This is a genomic window from Sphingomonas sp. AP28 (genome assembly GCF_056680455.1).
The window spans coordinates 1,180,489-1,198,070 of the sequence record NZ_CM155283.1 but is presented as its reverse complement, the minus strand read 5'-3'; the positions used below and the strand labels follow the sequence as shown (position 1 = coordinate 1,198,070).

At 65.3% G+C, this 17,582-nt stretch carries 19 protein-coding genes; 6 read left to right on the top strand and 13 right to left on the bottom strand.

What is annotated here, in order from left to right; genetic code table 11:
• The first annotated feature begins 16 nt into the window (after positions 1 to 16).
• Both AC1MH0_RS05410 and AC1MH0_RS05405 read left to right on the top strand, forming a co-directional pair.
• Positions 17 to 1,657, top strand: coding sequence for a helicase HerA-like domain-containing protein (locus AC1MH0_RS05410; protein WP_480965030.1), 1,641 nt, complete (start codon positions 17 to 19; stop codon positions 1,655 to 1,657).
• Between the two features lie 172 nt (positions 1,658 to 1,829).
• Positions 1,830 to 3,074, top strand: a complete 1,245-nt coding sequence (locus tag AC1MH0_RS05405) for a M20 metallopeptidase family protein (protein WP_480965029.1) — start codon at positions 1,830 to 1,832, stop codon at positions 3,072 to 3,074.
• Positions 3,075 to 3,265: 191 nt separating this feature from the next.
• On the opposite strand, the gene AC1MH0_RS05400 is transcribed toward AC1MH0_RS05405, so the two are convergent.
• The 3 genes from AC1MH0_RS05400 to AC1MH0_RS05390 form a co-directional block, all read right to left on the bottom strand.
• On the bottom strand, positions 3,266 to 4,378 hold the full coding sequence (locus AC1MH0_RS05400; protein ID WP_480965028.1) for a serine hydrolase: 1,113 nt from the start codon (positions 4,376 to 4,378) through the stop codon (positions 3,266 to 3,268).
• Positions 4,379 to 4,496: 118 nt separating this feature from the next.
• On the bottom strand, positions 4,497 to 6,074 hold the full coding sequence (gene nadB, locus AC1MH0_RS05395; protein ID WP_480965027.1) for an L-aspartate oxidase: 1,578 nt from the start codon (positions 6,072 to 6,074) through the stop codon (positions 4,497 to 4,499).
• The gene (locus AC1MH0_RS05390; protein WP_480965026.1) at positions 6,071 to 7,009 is read right to left on the bottom strand and encodes an ABC transporter ATP-binding protein; all 939 of its coding nucleotides are present in this window, start codon (positions 7,007 to 7,009) and stop codon (positions 6,071 to 6,073) included. Before AC1MH0_RS05390 ends, nadB begins: the two co-directional genes overlap by 4 nt.
• 266 nt (positions 7,010 to 7,275) lie before the next feature.
• On the opposite strand from AC1MH0_RS05390, the gene AC1MH0_RS05385 reads away from it, so the two are divergent.
• Positions 7,276 to 7,509 carry a zinc-finger domain-containing protein gene (locus tag AC1MH0_RS05385; protein ID WP_031393477.1) on the top strand — a complete coding sequence of 78 codons (234 nt, stop codon included), beginning with the start codon at positions 7,276 to 7,278 and terminating at the stop codon, positions 7,507 to 7,509.
• Between the two features lie 18 nt (positions 7,510 to 7,527).
• Positions 7,528 to 8,955 (top strand): metalloprotease TldD, encoded by a 1,428-nt coding sequence (gene tldD, locus AC1MH0_RS05380; RefSeq protein WP_120299871.1) that lies wholly within the window; start codon positions 7,528 to 7,530, stop codon positions 8,953 to 8,955.
• On the opposite strand, the gene AC1MH0_RS05375 is transcribed toward tldD, so the two are convergent.
• Both AC1MH0_RS05375 and AC1MH0_RS05370 read right to left on the bottom strand, forming a co-directional pair.
• Complete coding sequence (locus AC1MH0_RS05375; protein ID WP_353464067.1) at positions 8,952 to 9,242, bottom strand: CcdB family protein; 291 nt, start codon at positions 9,240 to 9,242, stop codon at positions 8,952 to 8,954. The genes tldD and AC1MH0_RS05375 overlap by 4 nt on opposite strands.
• Positions 9,243 to 9,488 (bottom strand): type II toxin-antitoxin system CcdA family antitoxin, encoded by a 246-nt coding sequence (locus tag AC1MH0_RS05370; RefSeq protein WP_480965025.1) that lies wholly within the window; start codon positions 9,486 to 9,488, stop codon positions 9,243 to 9,245.
• Between the two features lie 49 nt (positions 9,489 to 9,537).
• Between AC1MH0_RS05370 and AC1MH0_RS05365 the strand changes: the two genes are divergently transcribed.
• Complete coding sequence (locus AC1MH0_RS05365) at positions 9,538 to 10,098, top strand: pyridoxamine 5'-phosphate oxidase family protein (RefSeq protein ID WP_480965024.1); 561 nt, start codon at positions 9,538 to 9,540, stop codon at positions 10,096 to 10,098.
• Positions 10,095 to 10,292 (top strand): putative signal transducing protein, encoded by a 198-nt coding sequence (locus AC1MH0_RS05360; protein WP_480965023.1) that lies wholly within the window; start codon positions 10,095 to 10,097, stop codon positions 10,290 to 10,292. Before AC1MH0_RS05365 ends, AC1MH0_RS05360 begins: the two co-directional genes overlap by 4 nt.
• Before the next feature lie 213 nt (positions 10,293 to 10,505).
• On the opposite strand, the gene AC1MH0_RS05355 is transcribed toward AC1MH0_RS05360, so the two are convergent.
• The 8 genes from AC1MH0_RS05355 to miaB all read right to left on the bottom strand — a co-directional run bounded on the left by AC1MH0_RS05355 (position 10,506) and on the right by miaB (position 17,545).
• The gene (locus tag AC1MH0_RS05355) at positions 10,506 to 11,834 is read right to left on the bottom strand and encodes a PQQ-dependent sugar dehydrogenase (RefSeq protein WP_480965022.1); all 1,329 of its coding nucleotides are present in this window, start codon (positions 11,832 to 11,834) and stop codon (positions 10,506 to 10,508) included.
• Between the two features lie 214 nt (positions 11,835 to 12,048).
• Positions 12,049 to 12,642, bottom strand: coding sequence for an outer membrane protein (locus AC1MH0_RS05350; RefSeq protein ID WP_480965021.1), 594 nt, complete (start codon positions 12,640 to 12,642; stop codon positions 12,049 to 12,051).
• A 73-nt stretch (positions 12,643 to 12,715) separates the two neighbouring features.
• Complete coding sequence (locus AC1MH0_RS05345; protein ID WP_480965020.1) at positions 12,716 to 13,612, bottom strand: hemolysin family protein; 897 nt, start codon at positions 13,610 to 13,612, stop codon at positions 12,716 to 12,718.
• An 8-nt stretch (positions 13,613 to 13,620) separates the two neighbouring features.
• Positions 13,621 to 14,130: an rRNA maturation RNase YbeY gene (ybeY, locus tag AC1MH0_RS05340; RefSeq protein WP_480965019.1), complete on the bottom strand. Its 510-nt coding sequence runs from the start codon at positions 14,128 to 14,130 to the stop codon at positions 13,621 to 13,623.
• Positions 14,131 to 14,139: 9 nt separating this feature from the next.
• Positions 14,140 to 14,535, bottom strand: coding sequence for a type II toxin-antitoxin system VapC family toxin (locus AC1MH0_RS05335; RefSeq protein ID WP_480965018.1), 396 nt, complete (start codon positions 14,533 to 14,535; stop codon positions 14,140 to 14,142).
• Positions 14,532 to 14,789, bottom strand: a complete 258-nt coding sequence (locus tag AC1MH0_RS05330) for a type II toxin-antitoxin system VapB family antitoxin (protein WP_120300446.1) — start codon at positions 14,787 to 14,789, stop codon at positions 14,532 to 14,534. Before AC1MH0_RS05330 ends, AC1MH0_RS05335 begins: the two co-directional genes overlap by 4 nt.
• A gap of 48 nt (positions 14,790 to 14,837) precedes the next feature.
• Entirely contained in the window at positions 14,838 to 15,842 is a 1,005-nt protein-coding gene (locus AC1MH0_RS05325) for a PhoH family protein (protein ID WP_480965017.1), read from the bottom strand.
• A 386-nt stretch (positions 15,843 to 16,228) separates the two neighbouring features.
• Positions 16,229 to 17,545 carry a tRNA (N6-isopentenyl adenosine(37)-C2)-methylthiotransferase MiaB gene (miaB, locus tag AC1MH0_RS05320; protein ID WP_480965016.1) on the bottom strand — a complete coding sequence of 439 codons (1,317 nt, stop codon included), beginning with the start codon at positions 17,543 to 17,545 and terminating at the stop codon, positions 16,229 to 16,231.
• Positions 17,546 to 17,582: the final 37 nt, after the last annotated feature.

The window sequence follows — 17,582 nt, the reverse complement described above, 5'->3', positions numbered from 1 at the left end:
ACAGAGGACGAGAACCATGAGCGACGGCATCTTCATCGGCGCGAGCGTGGACGGGAAGCCGCAGACGCTGGAACTGAAGCGCGCGAACCGCCACGGCCTGATCGCTGGCGCGACCGGCACCGGCAAGACGGTGACGTTGCAGGGGATCATCGAGGGGTTCTCCGCGAACGGCGTGCCGTGCTTCGTCGCCGACGTGAAGGGCGACCTGTCCGGCCTCGCGATGGCCGGCTCGCCGACCGCGAAGACGCATGCGACGTTTGCCGAGCGCGCCAAGGCGATCGGCGACGATAGCTGGGCGTATGCCGACAACCCGGTGCAGTTCTGGGACCTGTTCGGCGCGCAGGGCCATCCGATCCGCACGACGATCAGCGAGATGGGGCCGCTGTTGCTGGCGCGGCTGATGGACCTCAACGAGGTGCAGGAGGGCGTGCTGACGATCGCCTTCCACGTCGCCGACAAGGAGGGGCTGCTGTTGATCGACCTCGACGATCTGCAGGCGATGCTGACCGAATGCGCCGGCCGGGCGGACGAACTGACGGTGACGTACGGCAACGTCTCGAAGCAATCGATCGGCGCTATCCAGCGCTCGTTGCTCCAGTTGCGCACGCAGGGCGCGGAGAATTTCTTCGGCGAACCGGCGCTGGAGATGAACGACTTTATCGGCGTCGACGACCGGGGTCGGGGGATCGTCAACATTCTTGCCGCCGACAAGTTGATGGCCTCGCCGAAGCTGTATGCGACGTTCCTGCTGTGGCTGATGAGCGAGCTGTTCGAGCATCTCCCCGAGGTCGGCGATCTCGACAAGCCGGTGCTGTGCTTCTTCTTCGACGAGGCGCATCTGCTGTTCGATGAGGCGCCCAAGGCGCTGCTGGAGAAGATTGAGCAGGTCGTCCGGCTGATCCGCTCGAAGGGGGTCGGCGTGTATTTTATCACGCAGAACCCGATCGACATTCCCGACACCGTGGCGGGGCAGCTCGGCAACCGCGTCCAGCATGCGTTGCGGGCGTTTACCCCGCGCGATCAGGCGGCGGTGCGGTCGGCGGCGGAGACGTTCCGCGCGAACCCGGGCGTCGATGTCGCGACGATCATCACCGAGATGAAGGTCGGTGAGGCGCTGGTGTCGCTGCTCCAGGCGGATGGGTCGCCGACGCCGGTCGAGCGCACGCTGATCAAGCCTCCCGCCTCGCGCGTCGGGCCGATCACGCCGGCGGAGCGGAAGGTGATGATCGAGACCGATGCGGTCGGGGAGAAGTACGACACGCTGGTCGATCGCGAGTCGGCGGAGGAATTGCTGGCGGCGAAGACGCAGGAGGCGAGTGCCGCAGCGGCCGAGGCGAAGGCGACGACCGAGGCGGAGAAGGCTGCGGCTGTTCAGGCAAAGCTCGATGCGAAGGCGGCGAGAGAGGCAGAACGAGCCCGGGTTGCGGACCAGCGCGTGGCTGATCGGCAGCAGCGCGAGGCCGACCGCGAGGCGGCGAACTCGCCGTGGACGAAGATGGCTTCGTCGGCGACGCGCGCGGCGAGTTCTTCGATCGGGCGGCAGGTGGCGAACGAGATCGGCAAGCAAGTCTTCGGCACCAAGTCCCGCCGCTCGTCGAGCGGCGGCTTGGTCGGTACGGTACTGCGCGGGGTTTTAGGCGGGCTGTTCCGGGGGTAGACTGCCTCAGCGATCGGGGGCGGGCAGCCCCACACGAAGGCCACCCCGGCGAAGGCCGGGGCCCAGTTGGCAAGGTCGATGTAACGGAGCGCTGCCCAACCTTATTGCCGTTTCCCAACTGGGCCCCGGCCTCCGCCGGGGTGGGGCTCAAAAAGCTAAACAGGAGTTCCCGATGTCACTCGATTTCGAATCCACCACCGACTGGGCGCCGACCGACTGGACCGCCGTCGGCGAGGACAGCCTCGACGATGCGATCACGCTCCGTCGTGCGATCCATGCCGATCCCGAGGTCGGGCTCCATTGCCCGCGTACCTCGGACAAGGTGAAGGCTGCGCTCGCCGGGCTCCCGCTCGAAATCCGTGAGGGGACGTCTACCACCGGCTTCGTCGCGACCCTGCGCGGCGGGCGCGGTGGCACGGCTGGTGGCAACGGCCGCACAGTGCTGCTCCGCGGTGATATGGACGCGTTGCCGATGCAGGAGGAAACCGGCCTGCCGTTCGCGTCGAGGATCGATGGCGCGATGCATGCCTGCGGCCATGATTCGCACACCGCGATGCTCGTCGGCGCGGCCAAGGCTCTGTGCGCCCGTCGCGATGAGTTGCCCGGCACGGTCGTGTTCATGTTCCAGCCTGGCGAGGAGGGGCATCACGGCGCACGCCACATGATCGCCGACGGCCTGCTCGACTTGCCCCTGCCAGAGGCGGGCTTCGCGCTCCACATCTCGCCTAACATGCCGATGGGCCATGTCGTCAGCCGCGCGGGCACGCTGATGGCGTCGACCGACACGCTGCGTGCTACGATCACCGGTCGCGGGGGGCACGCCGCGATGCCACACGACTGCCTCGATCCGCTGCCGATCGCCTGCGAGATCGTAACGGCGCTCCAGACCTATGTCGCACGCCAAGTGGCCGTTACCGACCCTGCGGTGCTGTCGATCACGAAGCTCAACGCCGGCTCCGCGCACAACGTCATCCCGTCGACCGTCGAGATGCTCGGCACGATGCGCACTCTCTCGGAGCGGACGCGCGAGCAGGTCCGCGCGGCGTTCATCCGCATGGTCGAGGGCATCGCCGCCGCGCATGGCGCAGTCGGTACGCCGACGATCGAGGAAGGCTATCCGGTCACCGTCAACGACGAGCGCGCCACCGACCTGATGAAGGCGTGCGCGACCGTGATCGGTGGCGAGGGCGCGTATCAGGTGATGCCGCCGATGATGGGCGCGGAGGACTTCTCGTACGTCCTTCAGAAGCTTCCCGGTGCGATGGCGTTCATCGGTGCCGCGCCCGAGGGTAGCGATCCGCGTACCAATCCGCCGCTGCACAACACGAAGATGACGATCGACGAACGCGTGATGGCGCATGGGATCGCGATGCACTGCGCGGTGGCGGAGCGGTTCCTGGCGAACGGGTTCGACTGACCGGCGGTGGCCGTGGTCTGCGTGGAACGGCTGGGCGTAGCGGTTTAGGGCGAGCCGCTCGCGACTGGCCATCCCGCGCAGTCCGAAAGGTTATGATAAAGTCACACCAAGACGGTGTTTGAGGCTGCATCCGGAGTAGCGCACTGGCACCCGGTCTCGGCCATTCCATGCTGCACTGCAGCACGGAAACATCAGCCTCTTGGGCGCGTGGTGCCCGCATAGTTGGCCACCGCCGCTGCGGCCGCCTGGATCAGTTTCTGGCGTTCGGGCATCGGCCGGATGGTGTCGCCGATCATCACTGCGATCCCATATCGACGGCCATCGGGGGCGGTGAGCAGACCGACGTCGTTGAAGCCGGCGTTGCGGCGGCCGAGGTCCTGGCCGGTGCCGGTCTTGTGCGCGATCTCCCAGCCGCCGGGGAGTGCGGCGCGCAGGCGCGCGCGGCCGGTGACCGAGCGGCCCATCGTATTGAGGAGGATCTTGGTAGAGGTCTCCGACAACAGGTCGCCCTTCGCCAGCCGGGCAATCGCATCGGCGATCGCGATCGGCGCGGCACCGTCGGGCGGATTGCGCACGTACGCGTTCAGCGCAGCCTCGCGCACCGCGGGCGATAGCCGGTTGCGTGCCGTCATGAAGCCACCATTGACCGCGTAGGACGGCTGCCAGACCAGTCCTGCCGTGCCGCTCTGCAACAGCCGCTCGCCCGGTCCGAACCGGATCGCACCCAACTGTTTGCGCGCGATCATCGACCGCACCGCGGACGGCCCACCGACACGCGTGAGCAACCGGTCGTTTGCGGTATTGTCGCTATGCGTCAACGCGCGCGTCAGCAGCTCGCCGACCGTCGTCCGATATCCGACGCCCTTGACCAGCATCGCGATCGGCTGGTGGAACAGCGTCAGGTCCTGCGGCCGTACGACGATCGGCTCGTCGAGGCGGATCTTGCCCTGGTCGCGCAGGTCCATCACGGTCATCGCGACCCAGAGTTTGCTGACCGACTGCTGCGGCAGCAACTGCCGCCCGCCGGCCTCCACCGTCCAGCCATCGTCGACCGCGCGTATCGCGATGCCAGCCTTACCCTGGAACCCACTCTGCAGTTCGGAGATCGCGTTGACCAGACCGGCGGGCGCGGGTCGCGGCGTACGCGGCAGGGGCGGCGGCACCGGGATCGACACGAACCCCTCGGATTGATGCACCGGGGAAACGGCGGGCGGGGTCGGTCGCGACGCCGATCCGCATCCGGCGAGCGCCGTGCCGAACAGGGCGGTTGCCAGAAGACGCTTGAACGCACTCGCCGATGTCATGATGGATTGAACGCCCTGCACTGAAGCATCGATCCTTATCCGTTGATCGGCCACGCGAAACTGCGGCAGCACGTCGCTGCGACGAAGCGCGCCGACGATGCGCCGAGCCGCCGTCACGCTAGGGAACGAGAACCGTATCGACCGCCTCGGGCAGCGTCTCGGGGTAGTCGAGCGTGAAATGGAGCCCGCGGCTCTCGTGCCGATGCAGCGCGGATCGGACGATCAATTCGGCGGTCTGGAGCAAGTTGCGCAGCTCGATCAGGTCGGGCGTGACGCGAAAATGCTGGTAATATTCGGCGACCTCGTCGTTGAGCAGTTCGATGCGGTGCTTGGCGCGTTCGAGCCGCTTGGTGGTGCGAACGATGCCGACGTAATTCCACATGAAGCGACGAATTTCGGTCCAGGTCTGCTTGATCACGACCTCTTCGTCGGAGTCTGTGACGCGGCTTTCGTCCCACGGGCGGATCGGCGGGGGCGGGGGCAGCGAGCCCCACGCGGCTGCAATGCTGTCCGCCGCCGCCTCGCCAAACACGAAGCATTCGAGCAGCGAGTTGGAAGCGAGGCGGTTGGCACCATGCAAGCCGGACTCAGTGCATTCCCCGGCTGCGTACAGGCCCGGAAGATCGGTCTTGCCGTGTTCGTCGATGACGATGCCGCCACACGTGTAATGTTGCGCGGGGACGACCGGGATCGGCTGCGTCGTCATGTCGATGCCGAGACCGAGCAGCTTCTCGTGGATATTCGGGAAGTGATGGCGGATGAACTCAGCCGGCATGTGGCTGATGTCGAGATGGACATAGTCGAGCCCGTAGCGCTTGATCTCGGCATCGATCGCGCGCGCGACGATATCGCGGGGGGCGAGTTCCATCCGCGCGGGGTCGTAATAGGTCATGAAGCGCTTGCCGGTCGATGGATTGATCAACCGCCCGCCTTCGCCGCGGACCGCCTCGGTGATCAGGAAGTTCTTGACCTCCAGATTGTAGAGGCAGGTCGGATGGAACTGCATCATCTCCATGTTGGAGACGCGGGCGCCCGCGCGCCATGCCATCGCGATGCCGTCGCCGGTCGCGCCGCGGGGGGCGGTCGAGAACAGGTACGTCCTGCCTGCGCCGCCGGTCGCGAGGATCGTCGCGCGCGCGGTGTAGAGAGCGACGCGTTCGGTCTTGCGATCGACCGCGTAGACGCCCCAGACGTTGCCCGAGCCCGAATAGCGTTCCTCGTGGCGGCCAGTGGCGAGGTCGATCGCGATCTGGTCGGGCACTAGCGTGATGTTCGGATGGGCTTCGGCGGCCTTCTGCAACGCCTCCTGCACCGCCCAGCCGGTCGCGTCGGCGACGTGGACGATGCGGCGGTGCGAATGGCCGCCTTCGCGGGTCAGGTGCAGCGCGTTGCCCTCGGTCTCGAACGGGACGCCGAGATGCGTCAGGCGTTCGATCGCGGCGGGGGCGCCTTCGACGACCATCTCGACGATCGCGCGGTCGTTGAGCCCGGCGCCGGCGACCATCGTGTCCTCGACATGGTTCTCGAACGTGTCGCCAGGTTCAAGCACCGCGGCGATCCCGCCTTGCGCCCAGGCGGTCGAGCCTTCGTTGAGCGCGCCCTTGGCTAACACCGTGACCTTGAAGCGGTCGGCGAGGTTAAGTGCCGCGGTTAGACCTGCGGCGCCCGAGCCGACGATCAGGATGTCGCTCGTCATGCGTTGGCGGCGCGGGTCAGGCTGAGGAAGACGTCCTCGAGATCGGGCTCCTTGGTCGAGACGTCGACGATGCCGAAGCCGCTGCCTTGAATGGCGGCGAGGACTTCGCCGGCGTTCACGCGGTCCTTCTTGTAGGTGATTTCGAGGGTGCGCGTGCCCTTGAGCGCGATCTTCTGGAAGCAGGCGTTGGCGGGGATGTCGGTCACGTCGCGATCGACGGTGACGGCGACGATCTTCTCCTGCGCCTTGCCGACTAATTCGCGCGTGGGTTCGTTGGCGATCAGGCGGCCGTTGTTGATGATCGCGATCCGGTCGCAGAGTTCCTCGGCTTCCTCGAGATAATGCGTGGTGAGGACGACCGTCACGCCGGCCTGGTTGAGGCTGCGGACATAGGTCCAGAGCTGTTGACGCAGTTCGATGTCGACGCCAGCGGTCGGCTCGTCGAGGACGAGGACGGGGGGCGAGTGGACCATCGCTTTCGCTACCATGAGGCGGCGCTTCATCCCGCCGGACAGCGTGCGGGCATAGGCGTGCGCCTTGTCCTCGAGATGCACCGCGTGGAGCAACTCCATGGTGCGGCGCTTCGCCTTGGGGACGCCGTAGAGGCCAGCCTGGATTTCAAGCGTCTCGAACGGCGAGAAGAAGGGATCGAACAGGATCTCCTGGTTGACGATCCCGATCGACGCCTTGGCGTTGCGCGGGTGCTCGTCGATATCGAACCCCCAGATCGCGGCGCTGCCGTCGGTTTTGTTGACCAGCCCGGCGAGGATGTTGATCAGCGTCGACTTGCCTGCGCCATTGGGGCCGAGCAGCCCGAAGATCTGACCGCGGGGGACGTCGAACGTCACGTCGTCGAGCGCGCGCTTGGGCGGGGCGGTGCCGACGGGCGCGTAGGTCTTGCTGAGGTTTTTGATGGCGATCGCGGCTTCGGTCATGCCAGCGGCATAGCGGGGCGGGCGGGGCTGGTCATCCCCTCGGGCGTTGCAAAGAAGATTTGTTCACGCGGAGGCGCGGAGACGCGGAGGTGTTGCGCTCGTCGCGTAGCGACCGCTCAATGACCTACCTACGGAACAGATCATGATGTCTCCCGACCGACAGGCTGGATGCAACATCTCCGCGTCTCCGCGTGAACCCATTCTTCCTGCTCGCCTGCGCGGAAGAACCAATTGCCCGGCCCGCGCGCGCTTGCTATCGCGCCCTCATGCATCCGCCGCTCGAAACCACCCGCGTCACCCACGCCCGCGTCGCCTGCGATGGCGCCACCGACATCCCCGGCGGCGCAGCGCTCGGCCACCCGCGCGTCTGGTTGCAGATCGACGAGACCGGCTATGTCGATTGCGGCTATTGCGACCGCCGCTTCATCCTCGTCGGCGGCGCCGCCGATGGCGCGGACCAGTCGACTTTGCGCGATCACGGGGATGGCGCGGGGCGCTAAGCCTCTTATATCTATCGGATGACGATAGCAGCAGACCCCCGTTCGTTCCTCTACCGCGATACGCTGGACCCCGAACAGGCGCAGGCGCTGACCGCCAAGGCGCTGGGCAAGGCCGATGATGGCGAGCTGTATCTCCAGTACCGCAAGGCCGAGGCGTTCGGGTTCGACGATGGTCGGCTGAAGACCGCCTCCTACGACACCAGTTCGGGCTTTGGCCTGCGCGCCGTCTCGGGCGAGATGACCGCGTTCGCGCATTCGAACGAGATGACGCCCGCCGCCATCCGTCGCGCCGCCGAGACGATGGCGCTGATCGAACCCGGCGTTGCTGCGAAGGCCGGCCCGCCGCAGGGCACCAACCAGCGCCGCTACACCGCCGCCGATCCGCTCGACCTCGTGCCGTTCGCGGACAAGGTGAACCTTTGTCAGACGATCGATGCCGCCGCGCGCGCCCGCGATCCTCGCGTCGCGCAGGTGTCGGTCAGCCTTTCCGGGACGTGGTCGGTGGTCGAGATCGTCCGCGCGGACGGCTTCGTCGCTACCGACGTCCGCCCGCTGGTACGCCTCAACGTCTCGATCGTCGCCGAGCAGAATGGTCGCCGCGAGACGGGAAGCTACGGGATTGGCGGCCGCTATCTCTACAACGACCTGTTCGAGCCCGCGACGTACAACCGCGCGATTGACGAGGCATTGTCGCAGGCGCTGGTAAACCTCGACTCGATCGCGGCACCGGCGGGCGAGATGACCGTGTTGCTCGGCAATGGCTGGCCCGGCATCCTGCTACACGAGGCGATCGGTCACGGGCTAGAGGGCGATTTCAACCGCAAGGGCACGTCGGCGTTCTCCGGGCGGATCGGCGAGCGCGTTGCCGCCGAGGGCGTGACGGTGGTTGACGACGGCTCGCTCCAGGATCGCCGCGGCTCGCTGACGATCGACGACGAGGGCACGCCGACGCGCGAGACCGTGCTGATCGAGGACGGCATCCTCAAGGGCTATATGCAGGACCGCCTCAACGCACGGCTGATGGGCGTCGAGGCGACCGGCAACGGCCGTCGTGAAAGCTACGCGCATGCGCCGATGCCGCGGATGACCAACACCTTCATGAAGGCCGGCAACGACGATCCCGCCGAACTTCTGTCGCGCGTGAAGAAGGGTATCTTCGCCAAGGCGTTCGGCGGCGGGCAGGTCGACATCGTGTCCGGAAAATTTGTGTTCAGCTGTACCGAGGCGTATCTGATCGAGGACGGCAAGCTCGGCGCCCCGATCAAGGGCGCGACGCTGATCGGCGATGGTCCGAGTTCGCTGACCAAGGTGCGCGGGATCGGCAACGACTTCGCGCTCGACGAGGGCATCGGGATTTGCGGTAAGGGCGGGCAGTCGGTGCCGGCTGGTGTCGGCCAGCCAACGTTGCTGGTCGACGGGCTTACGGTCGGTGGGACGGCGGCTTAAAACCCAGAGATCAACATATCGAGCGCAGCCTTGATCTCGAACTGTGCTGCGGCGAGGGTAGTGACAGTATCTTCGATATCGCGGACATCAATCGCGCGCGCTAGCGGCGTGATCATGGTCAGCGCCGTGCCGTCGATCACGAAGGTCGGAGTCAGCCGCTTGAGTGCGACGGTGTCGATCGGGCGAAGAGGCACCACGAAGCGGGTCGGCAAATCGGCCAGAAGATCAGACTGGCAATCGATCACCAGAACGTTGCCGCGAACGCGGTAGACGTCGAACTGTGCCATTCAGAGCGACCGAAAATGGGCGAGCGGATCGCCGTTCTTTTCGTACCAGTGGTTCCAGCCCTCTATCGCCTCGCGATTTTCTTCCTTCCAGCGCCGCTCCTGTTCGACTTTCGTTGCGTGCCTAATCGCGTGTTCGCTGATCTGGGAGAGGTTGAGCCCTACCTCCCGTGCCGCGGCTACGATGCCGGTATCGAGCGACATGTTGACCGATTTGCGCTTGCCGGTTGCGACGGGATCATGTTTCATGAGCATAGAGTATGCGCGTCGATGATGCGGGTCAATTCGGAGGCGAACGATGGACTTCTTCCCCGCACTCACCGACGATCATTGCGCGTTCGTGATGCGGCAACCGGTATTCTTCGTTGCTACCGCCGCGGAAGGTGCGCGGATCAATCTCAGTCCCAAGGGCATGGACAGCTTTCGCGTACTCGATCCGAAGACGGTCGCGTATCTCGACGTCGGTGGGTCGGGGAACGAGACGAACGCGCATCTGGGCGCAGATGGTCGCATCACGATCATGTTCTGCGCGTTCGACCAGCCTGCGCTGATCTTCCGCATTTATGGCAAGGGGCGTGCGGTGTTGCCGCAGGACGACGGCTGGGCTGACCTCTACGCGCAGTTCACGCCGCTGCCCGGCACGCGGCAGATCTTCGTGATCGCGGTCGACGAGGTGCAGACGAGCTGCGGCTGGGGCGTGCCGTTCATGACGCTGGAGCGCGAGCGGCAGACCTTGTCGAAATATCACGCGAGGCAGTCCGACGACGAACGGGCCGAGGAATTGGCGGGGCCAGTCGCGAGCATCGACGGCTTGCCGGTGCGGCTCGGCACCGTCCTGCCGGAGCGCGTCGGCGTATGAGCCTGGTCGAACTGGGGCGGTACAGCCGCAACGAGGCGCATATCATCGTGGGCCGGCTGGAGAGCGAAGGCATTCCGGCGGTGGCGTTCGATGGTGGGATGTCGATCATGGAGGGCAGCTGGTTGCTGATCCCGGTTCGCGTGATGGTCGACGAGGATGACCTCGACGAGGCGAGGGGGATCTTGGCGGGGTGAGCAGGTGCGTTAGGCGCTGGCAGGAAACCGCCGACCTAACCCCCGGGTCGTCATTCCCGCGCAGGCGGGAACCCATACCGGCAAAGCTCGCGAGCTAATCGACAACCCTTGAGCATATGGGTCCCCGCCTCCGCGGGGATGACGACAAGTTGGGATCGCCTGGCGGATTACCAGCGTATCGGAGGGCGGAGTCTCGACCACCCTCCGCCAAGATCAGCCCCCAGCGCTAACCCGCCAGATCGCGTTGCCGACGTCGTCCGCGACGAGCAGGCCACCGGTCTTGTCGGTGATGACGCCGACCGGACGACCCTGCGCGTCGCCATCCTTGTTCAGGAAACCGCCGAGCACATCGACCGGCTTCGCGTTTGCCGCCGGGAAGCCGGTGTCGCCGAAGGGCACGTAGACGACCTTGTAGCCCGACACCGGCTTGCGGTTCCACGAGCCGTGCTCGCCGACGAACGCGCCGTTAGCGAACTTCGCGCCGAGCTTCGTATCCGCGGAGAAGGTCAGGCCTAAGGCGGCGACGTGCGGTCCGAGCGCATAGTCGGGGCGCTTGGCATATTGCTGGAGCGCCTGGTTCTTCGGCTCGACGCGGCTGTCGGGATAGCCGCCCCAATAATACCATGGCCAGCCGAAGTGATCGCCGAACTCGACCTGCGTCAGGTAATCCGGCGCAAGGTCCGAACCGAGCATGTCGCGTTCGTTGACGACGGTCCACAGGCCGCCCGACTTGGGATTGATCGCCATGCCGTTGGGGTTGCGCAGGCCGGCGGCGTAGATCCGCCAGTTCTTGTCCTTCGGCCAGACCTGCAGGATGTTGGCGCGGTATTTCTCGGCGTCCATGCCGTTCTCGGCGATGTTCGACGACGAGCCGACACCGACGTACAACGTCTTGCCGTCGGCCGCGGCGATGACGTTTCGCGCCCAGTGATTGCCGCCGGGATTGAGCTTGATGACGAGCTCGGGCTTGGCGGTGATCTTGGTCTGACCGTCGGTGTACGGCACGCGGACGAGCGCGTCGGTGTTGCCGATGTAGAGCTGGCCATCGAGCAATGTCATGCCGAACGGCGAGTTAAGACCGCTCATGAACACCGACTTCGTCTCTGCCACGCCGTCGCCGTTCGCGTCGCGCAGCAGCGTGATGCGGTTGGCCGAGGGCACGCCGGCGCCGGCGCGACCCATCAGCACCTTCATCACCCAGCCGGTGATTCCGCCGCCTTCGCGCGGGGGCGAGTTGGTCTCGGCGACCAGCACGTCGCCATTGGGGAGGCGGTACATCCAGCGCGGGTGGTCGAGCCCTGTCGCGAAAGGCTGGACCTTCAGACCCGCAGCAGGCGTCGGCATCGCGCCGTTCTGCCAGCCGACGACCTTGGCGACCTTGACGGTCGGGATCGTCTGGATGCGGGGATCGGTGATCTTGGGCAGCTTGCCAGCGACCTGATCGACCGACAATTCCGCCGTATCGGGCCAGGCGAGATACGTGACGCCCGCGGCGATCACGAGCAGGATCAGCCCGAGGACGATGAGAATGTGTTTGCGCATGGGAGGAGATTAGGGGGACGAGGGGGCGGGGGCAATCCTCTCCCGCACGGGAAACGGCCGGCGTTGATCACGTTATTCCAGACCTTCACGAATGCACCCGCGACGTCTCGTTCGCATCATGGGCGTATGCATCTCCGCCAACGCGGGCACCGGCAATAGATCACGTCGACATTGCTCGGCTACGACTATTGCCGACCACGTCAGCTTGTGGAGGTCAGAACCGGATCGGCATGCCCACGAACGCCTGCCAGGTCTGGTTGTCGACATGCTTGACGTCCATACGCAGCCCGTAGCGGCGATCGATCCGATACTCCGCACCACCGCCTACGACGAAGCTGCTTCCCCACGCGAACTCGTCGCCGATCCCGATCTGGTCGCGAATGCGGTATTTGTTGCCGCCATAGCCGACAGAGCCATATGCCATCAGGCGCGGTGTCAGGACGTAACCGGCGCGCACGGTGCCCCGGACACCAAACTTTGGCTTCTGGTCGTAGACGAGGCCCTCGAACGTCGCCCTGTTGTCGCGGCCACCAGCGGTCCCCGCGATTTCGACGCCCAGTCGCCAATTACGCGAGGCGGCGATATCGTAGCCGGCGAATACGCCACCACCCAAGCCATTGGCACGATAATAGCGGTCGTACCGAGAGACGAGCGTATCGTTCTCATATTCTTCGAACTCGAGCGCAAAATGATGCTCGAGCAGCCCCGCTTCGATTCCTATCGACGGACCGGAGAACGGACGGTCGACAATCTGTGCCGCGGCCCCATTCGCGATCGTCATCATCGCCAGACCCATCGCATACCGCATCGCCAATCTCCCTGTGGAGTGACGATCATTGCCGTATCGAAATGAACGGGGTTTTGCAGATCGACGAGATTGATCAGTCTTCGATCAATTCAACCTTCGGCGGATGGAGGCGCAGGCGATTGATGCGGCGTTCGTCGGCGTCGATGATTTCCAGCTTCCAGCCACTCGGATGATCGACGCATTCGCCGATCTGCGGGACATGCCCGGCGAGCAATGCCGCGAGGCCGCCCAGCGTGTCGATGTCGCCGTCGACTTCCGCCAGACGTGGATCGATCAGTTCGGCGGCATCCTCGAGTTCTGCGCGCGCGTCGGCATCCCATGCACCGCCTTCGATCGGCATCATCAGCACCTGCGGCGCCTCGTCGTGCTCGTCCTCGACCTCGCCGACGATCTCCTCGATCAGGTCTTCGAACGTTACGAGGCCTTCGGTGCCGGAATATTCGTCGAGCACGATCGTCAGGTGGACGTGCTTCTGCCGCATGTCCGCGAGCAGATCGAGCGCACCGCGCGACATCGGCGCGTAGAGCGGTTCGCGGATCAGGCCGGCGATCGACGTCGGATGCTCGGCACCCGTTGCGAGGATGTTGAAGACGTCCTTGATGTGGACCATGCCGATGATCGTATCGAGGTTGTCGCGGTAGACCGGCAGGCGGCTGTGACCGGCTTCGGCGAACAACTTGACGAGATCGGCGAACGGCGTCTCTTCCTCGACCGCGATGATGTCCGCGCGGGGCACGCCGACGTCGCCCGCGTCGCGCTCGCTGAAGTGGAGCAGGTTGCGGACCATCTGGCGCTCGAGCGGGGTGAGATCGCCCTTCGCATCGGGGGCGGGATCGCCCTCGTGCCGGTCGATCGCATCCTCGAGCTGGTCGCGAAGGGATTCGTCTTGAGCACCGAAGATCAGGCTCTTGAGCCCGCGCCAGATACTGTCGCTACTATCGCCGTTACCGGCATTGGGGCCATCGGCCATCGTGGTCGTCAGTCCTCTGTTATCAGATAGGGGTCGTGGAGGCCCAAGGCGGCGAGCGCGTCGCGTTCGATCTGCTCCATGCCCTCGGCCTCGTCGTCGTCGATATGGTCATAGCCTAGCAGATGCAGCGTGCCGTGCACCATCAGATGCATCGCATGATCCTCGACCGAGATACCGCGCTCGGCCGCTTCCGCGACGCAAACGCCGTGCGCGAGGATTATGTCGCCGAGGAGGACTTCGCCATCGTCCGAATTCTGGCTGACGGTGGCAAGCAGGTCGGGCTGGACCATCGGGAAGGACAGGACGTTGGTCGACTTGTCCTTCTGGCGGTACTGCTTGTTGAGGATGTGGACCTCGTCGTCCGACGCAAGCCGGATCGAGATCTCGACCGTCGCCGCGCTGGTCAGGAGTTCGCCGTGCGGAGTCCGCTGGATCGCTGCCGTTGCCGCGCGCAGGGCGAGGGCGTCCCAATCCTGTTCGGGCCAGGGGGCGTCGGAAGAGAGCGCGATTTCGAGCATGCAGGTCCTTCAGGCGAGATCGGTCAGGGCGAAATCATTACCCTTGTAGAGAAGTTCCGCGCCATGGGTTTTCGCGCAGGCATAGGCGAAACAATCGCCCATGTTGAGCTGTGCGGGGTGATTCCCCTTGCCGTAGCGTGCCGCCGCGACAATCGCCTGCTGGCCTTCGCTATGGTCGATCGGCACGAGACGAAGTCCGGCTTCATACGCAAAGCTCGAAATGAGGTCGGCCGCCTGCTGGAGGCTGACGGTTTTCAACCTTGCGATGGCCTGCGCTGCTTCCCACGCGCCGACCGCGCAATAATAGCGGTCGACATGCGCCTCGATCACATCGGCGAAATCGTCCGCTTCCGGCTCGCCGTGAACGATTGCGACAATAGCGGATGCGTCGACGAGAATGGTCAATCATCGTCCTCATCGTTCAACGAATCGTAGAAGGCCTTGTCGGCCTCAAGTCCTGTGGACTCGCCTAATGGATGCGCCTCGCGCCAGGCGCGCAATCGTTCTCGCATGCTCAGCGGAGGAGCTTCCGGTGCCAATTCCGCTTTGCGCTTACGCAGTAGATCACGAACGACCTCGGTCTTGGTCACACCCAGACGCGCTGCAAGCTCTGTCGCGAGTTCGGCGGTTTCGTTGTCCTTGATGTAGAGAGATGCCATCGTCATCCTCCTGGGATATCCCGGATATACTCCGGGATATCCCACGCATCAACCATCGGTTCCGTCGTAGGCCTCGACGACGCGGCCGACGATCGGGTGGCGGACGACGTCGCCGACCGTGAAGCGGCACATCGAGATGCTCTCGACACCTTCGAGGCGGCGGACCGCATCTGCCAAACCGGACGCCGCGACACCGCCGGGGATGTCGACCTGCTTCGGATCGCCGCAGATCACCATGCGGCTGTTCTGGCCGAAGCGGGTGAGGAACATCTTCATCTGTGCGGGCGTGGTGTTCTGCGCTTCGTCGAGGATGACGAAGGCATCCGCAAGCGTGCGGCCGCGCATGAAGGCGATCGGGGCGACTTCGATTTCGCCCGATGCGATGCGGCGTTCGACCTGCTCGGCGGGGAGGCAGTCGTAGAGCGCATCGTAGAGCGGGCGGAGGTACGGATCGACCTTCTCCTTCATGTCGCCGGGGAGGAAGCCGAGGCGTTCGCCCGCCTCGACCGCGGGACGTGACAGGATCAGCCGCTGGACGCTACCGTTGATGAGCTGCTGCACCGCTTGGGCGACCGCGACATAGGTCTTGCCCGTACCTGCTGGCCCGAGCGCGAAGATCATGTCGTTGTTGGCAAGCTCGCGCATGTAGTGCGCCTGCGCCGGCGTGCGCGGGACGATCGTCTTTTTCCGCGTGCGGATCATGATCGGGGGCGCGGCGCCGCCACCGGCATCGGCGCGGATGATGCCTTCGAGAACGGGTTCGTCCGCCATCGCGATCGACGCATCGACCAAGCCTGCGTCGACGTCTTCGCCGCGCTGGATGCGGGCGTAGAGATCGTGGAGTACGTCACGCGCCTTGGCGACCTGTTCGGCGGTGCCCTCTAGGCCAATCTTGTTCCCTCGTGCAGTGATGTAGACGCCGAGGCGATTTTCGAGCGCTACCAGGTTCTGGTCGTACTGGCCGAACAGCCGGACGAGCAATTGGGGCTTGTCGAACAGCAGTTCGACTCGGGCGCGGTCACCGGACTGGGCGGGAACGGGTTTACGGCTCATACGGTCCTTTCAGGGTGTCAAAGGTTACGCCTGGAAGCGTCGAACCGTAACCTTTGAAAGGAAGATGAGCACGCCAAGCGACGCGTTCAAGCCGCGCCGGAGCACTGGCCGAGAGATGATTCGAGTCGCGTGGGCGAAGCTGCATCGCGGGCGAGTGTGACAGGCGATCGGGGTGTAGGACAGCGAAATCGCGGGGGGTGGTTTCAAGACCCGCACGTATTGCTTTGATGCCTCAGGGACGCCGTTGTAATCCTCCCCCGCAAGGGGGAGGTGGCGCCGAAGGTGTCGGAGGGGGAGGACACGGATCCATGCGTTGGCGCTTGCCTCCCCCTCCGTCAGGCAAGCGCCTGCCACCTCCCCCTTGCGGGGGAGGATCAGATTGGGGCTCAGGCTGCCTCGGCGATCCGTTCGATGCCCGTCAGGGAGTTCGGGCCGGCGGCGGCTAGCGTCACCTCCACCAGGTCGCCGATCGCGTGGTTGCCAATCAGGTGGACCGATTGCAGCCAGGGGGATTTGCCGATCAACTGGCCGGGGAGTTTTCCCGCGCGTTCGAGCAAGACGGTGCAGGTGCGCCCGACGGTGGCGGCGTTGAAGGCGTGCTGGTCGCGGTTGAGCGCGGCCTGGAGGCGCTGGAGGCGTTCGTCCATGACCGATTCCGGGACCTGCTCGACGATCGAAGCGGCGGGGGTGCCGGGGCGGGGGCTGTATTTGAAGCTGTAGGCCTGCGCGTAGCCTACCGCGTCGACGAGGCTGAGCGTGTCCTCGAACTCGGTATCGGTCTCACCGGGGAAGCCGACGATGAAGTCGCCCGAGAGTGCGATGTCGGGGCGGACTTCGCGGACGCGGTCGAGCAGGCGGAGGTAGGAGTCGCGGGTGTGGCTCCGGTTCATCGCCTTGAGGACGCGATCGCTGCCGGCCTGCACGGGGAGGTGGAGGAATGGCATCAGGCTCTCGATGTCGCGGTGCGCGTCGATCAGGCCTTGCGTCATGTCGTTGGGGTGGCTGGTGGTGTAGCGGATGCGCGCGAGGCCGGGGATGCGGTCAAGGTCGTGGATGAGGTCATGGAGACCGCGCTCGTTCTCGCTCCAGGCGTTGACGTTCTGGCCGAGCAGCGTGATCTCGCGCGCGCCGGCGTCGACCAGCGCCTTCGCCTCGTCGACGATCGCTGCGAACGGGCGGCTGATTTCCGCGCCTCTCGTGTAGGGGACGACGCAGTAGGTGCAGAATTTGTCGCAGCCTTCCTGCACGGTGAGGAACGCCGAGGGGGCGACCTTTCGACGCGAGGGGAGCGCGCCGAACTTCGACAGCAGCGGCATGTCGGTGTCGAGCGACGGCGTGCCGGCGGCTGCTTTCGCGACGAGAGCCGGCAAATTGTGATAGGCTTGCGGGCCGACGACGATGTCGACCTTGGCTCGGGTGAAGATCTCCTCGCCCTCGGCTTGCGCGACGCAGCCGGCGACCGCGATCATGGGGGTCTTGCCGGACTTGCGGCGCTGGTCCTTCCGGAGGCGGCCGATGTCCGAATAGACCTTTTCGGTGGCGCGTTCGCGGATGTGGCAGGTGTTGAGGACGACGACGTCGGCGTCGACGGCGTCGGCCTGGGTGAGGCCCTGGGCGGCCATCAGTTCGGCCATGCGCTCGCCGTCGTAGACGTTCATCTGGCAGCCGAAGGACTTTACGTGGAAGGTTTTGGGGGGAGACATGCGGGACGCCCTACCAAATTTGTGTGCGTGGGGGGAG

Coding starts and splice junctions, on each gene's coding strand:
- AC1MH0_RS05370 (WP_480965025.1), bottom strand. CDS start 9,488: ATGAAACATGATCCCGTCGCAACCGGCAAGCGCAAATCGGTCAACATG.
- AC1MH0_RS05385 (WP_031393477.1), top strand. CDS start 7,276: ATGCATCCGCCGCTCGAAACCACCCGCGTCACCCACGCCCGCGTCGCC.
- AC1MH0_RS05390 (WP_480965026.1), bottom strand. CDS start 7,009: ATGACCGAAGCCGCGATCGCCATCAAAAACCTCAGCAAGACCTACGCG.
- AC1MH0_RS05410 (WP_480965030.1), top strand. CDS start 17: ATGAGCGACGGCATCTTCATCGGCGCGAGCGTGGACGGGAAGCCGCAG.
- nadB (WP_480965027.1), bottom strand. CDS start 6,074: ATGACGAGCGACATCCTGATCGTCGGCTCGGGCGCCGCAGGTCTAACC.
- AC1MH0_RS05360 (WP_480965023.1), top strand. CDS start 10,095: ATGAGCCTGGTCGAACTGGGGCGGTACAGCCGCAACGAGGCGCATATC.
- miaB (WP_480965016.1), bottom strand. CDS start 17,545: ATGTCTCCCCCCAAAACCTTCCACGTAAAGTCCTTCGGCTGCCAGATG.
- AC1MH0_RS05355 (WP_480965022.1), bottom strand. CDS start 11,834: ATGCGCAAACACATTCTCATCGTCCTCGGGCTGATCCTGCTCGTGATC.
- AC1MH0_RS05325 (WP_480965017.1), bottom strand. CDS start 15,842: ATGAGCCGTAAACCCGTTCCCGCCCAGTCCGGTGACCGCGCCCGAGTC.
- AC1MH0_RS05345 (WP_480965020.1), bottom strand. CDS start 13,612: ATGGCCGATGGCCCCAATGCCGGTAACGGCGATAGTAGCGACAGTATC.
- AC1MH0_RS05330 (WP_120300446.1), bottom strand. CDS start 14,789: ATGGCATCTCTCTACATCAAGGACAACGAAACCGCCGAACTCGCGACA.
- ybeY (WP_480965019.1), bottom strand. CDS start 14,130: ATGCTCGAAATCGCGCTCTCTTCCGACGCCCCCTGGCCCGAACAGGAT.
- tldD (WP_120299871.1), top strand. CDS start 7,528: ATGACGATAGCAGCAGACCCCCGTTCGTTCCTCTACCGCGATACGCTG.
- AC1MH0_RS05365 (WP_480965024.1), top strand. CDS start 9,538: ATGGACTTCTTCCCCGCACTCACCGACGATCATTGCGCGTTCGTGATG.
- AC1MH0_RS05400 (WP_480965028.1), bottom strand. CDS start 4,378: ATGACATCGGCGAGTGCGTTCAAGCGTCTTCTGGCAACCGCCCTGTTC.
- AC1MH0_RS05375 (WP_353464067.1), bottom strand. CDS start 9,242: ATGGCACAGTTCGACGTCTACCGCGTTCGCGGCAACGTTCTGGTGATC.
- AC1MH0_RS05405 (WP_480965029.1), top strand. CDS start 1,830: ATGTCACTCGATTTCGAATCCACCACCGACTGGGCGCCGACCGACTGG.
- AC1MH0_RS05350 (WP_480965021.1), bottom strand. CDS start 12,642: ATGCGGTATGCGATGGGTCTGGCGATGATGACGATCGCGAATGGGGCC.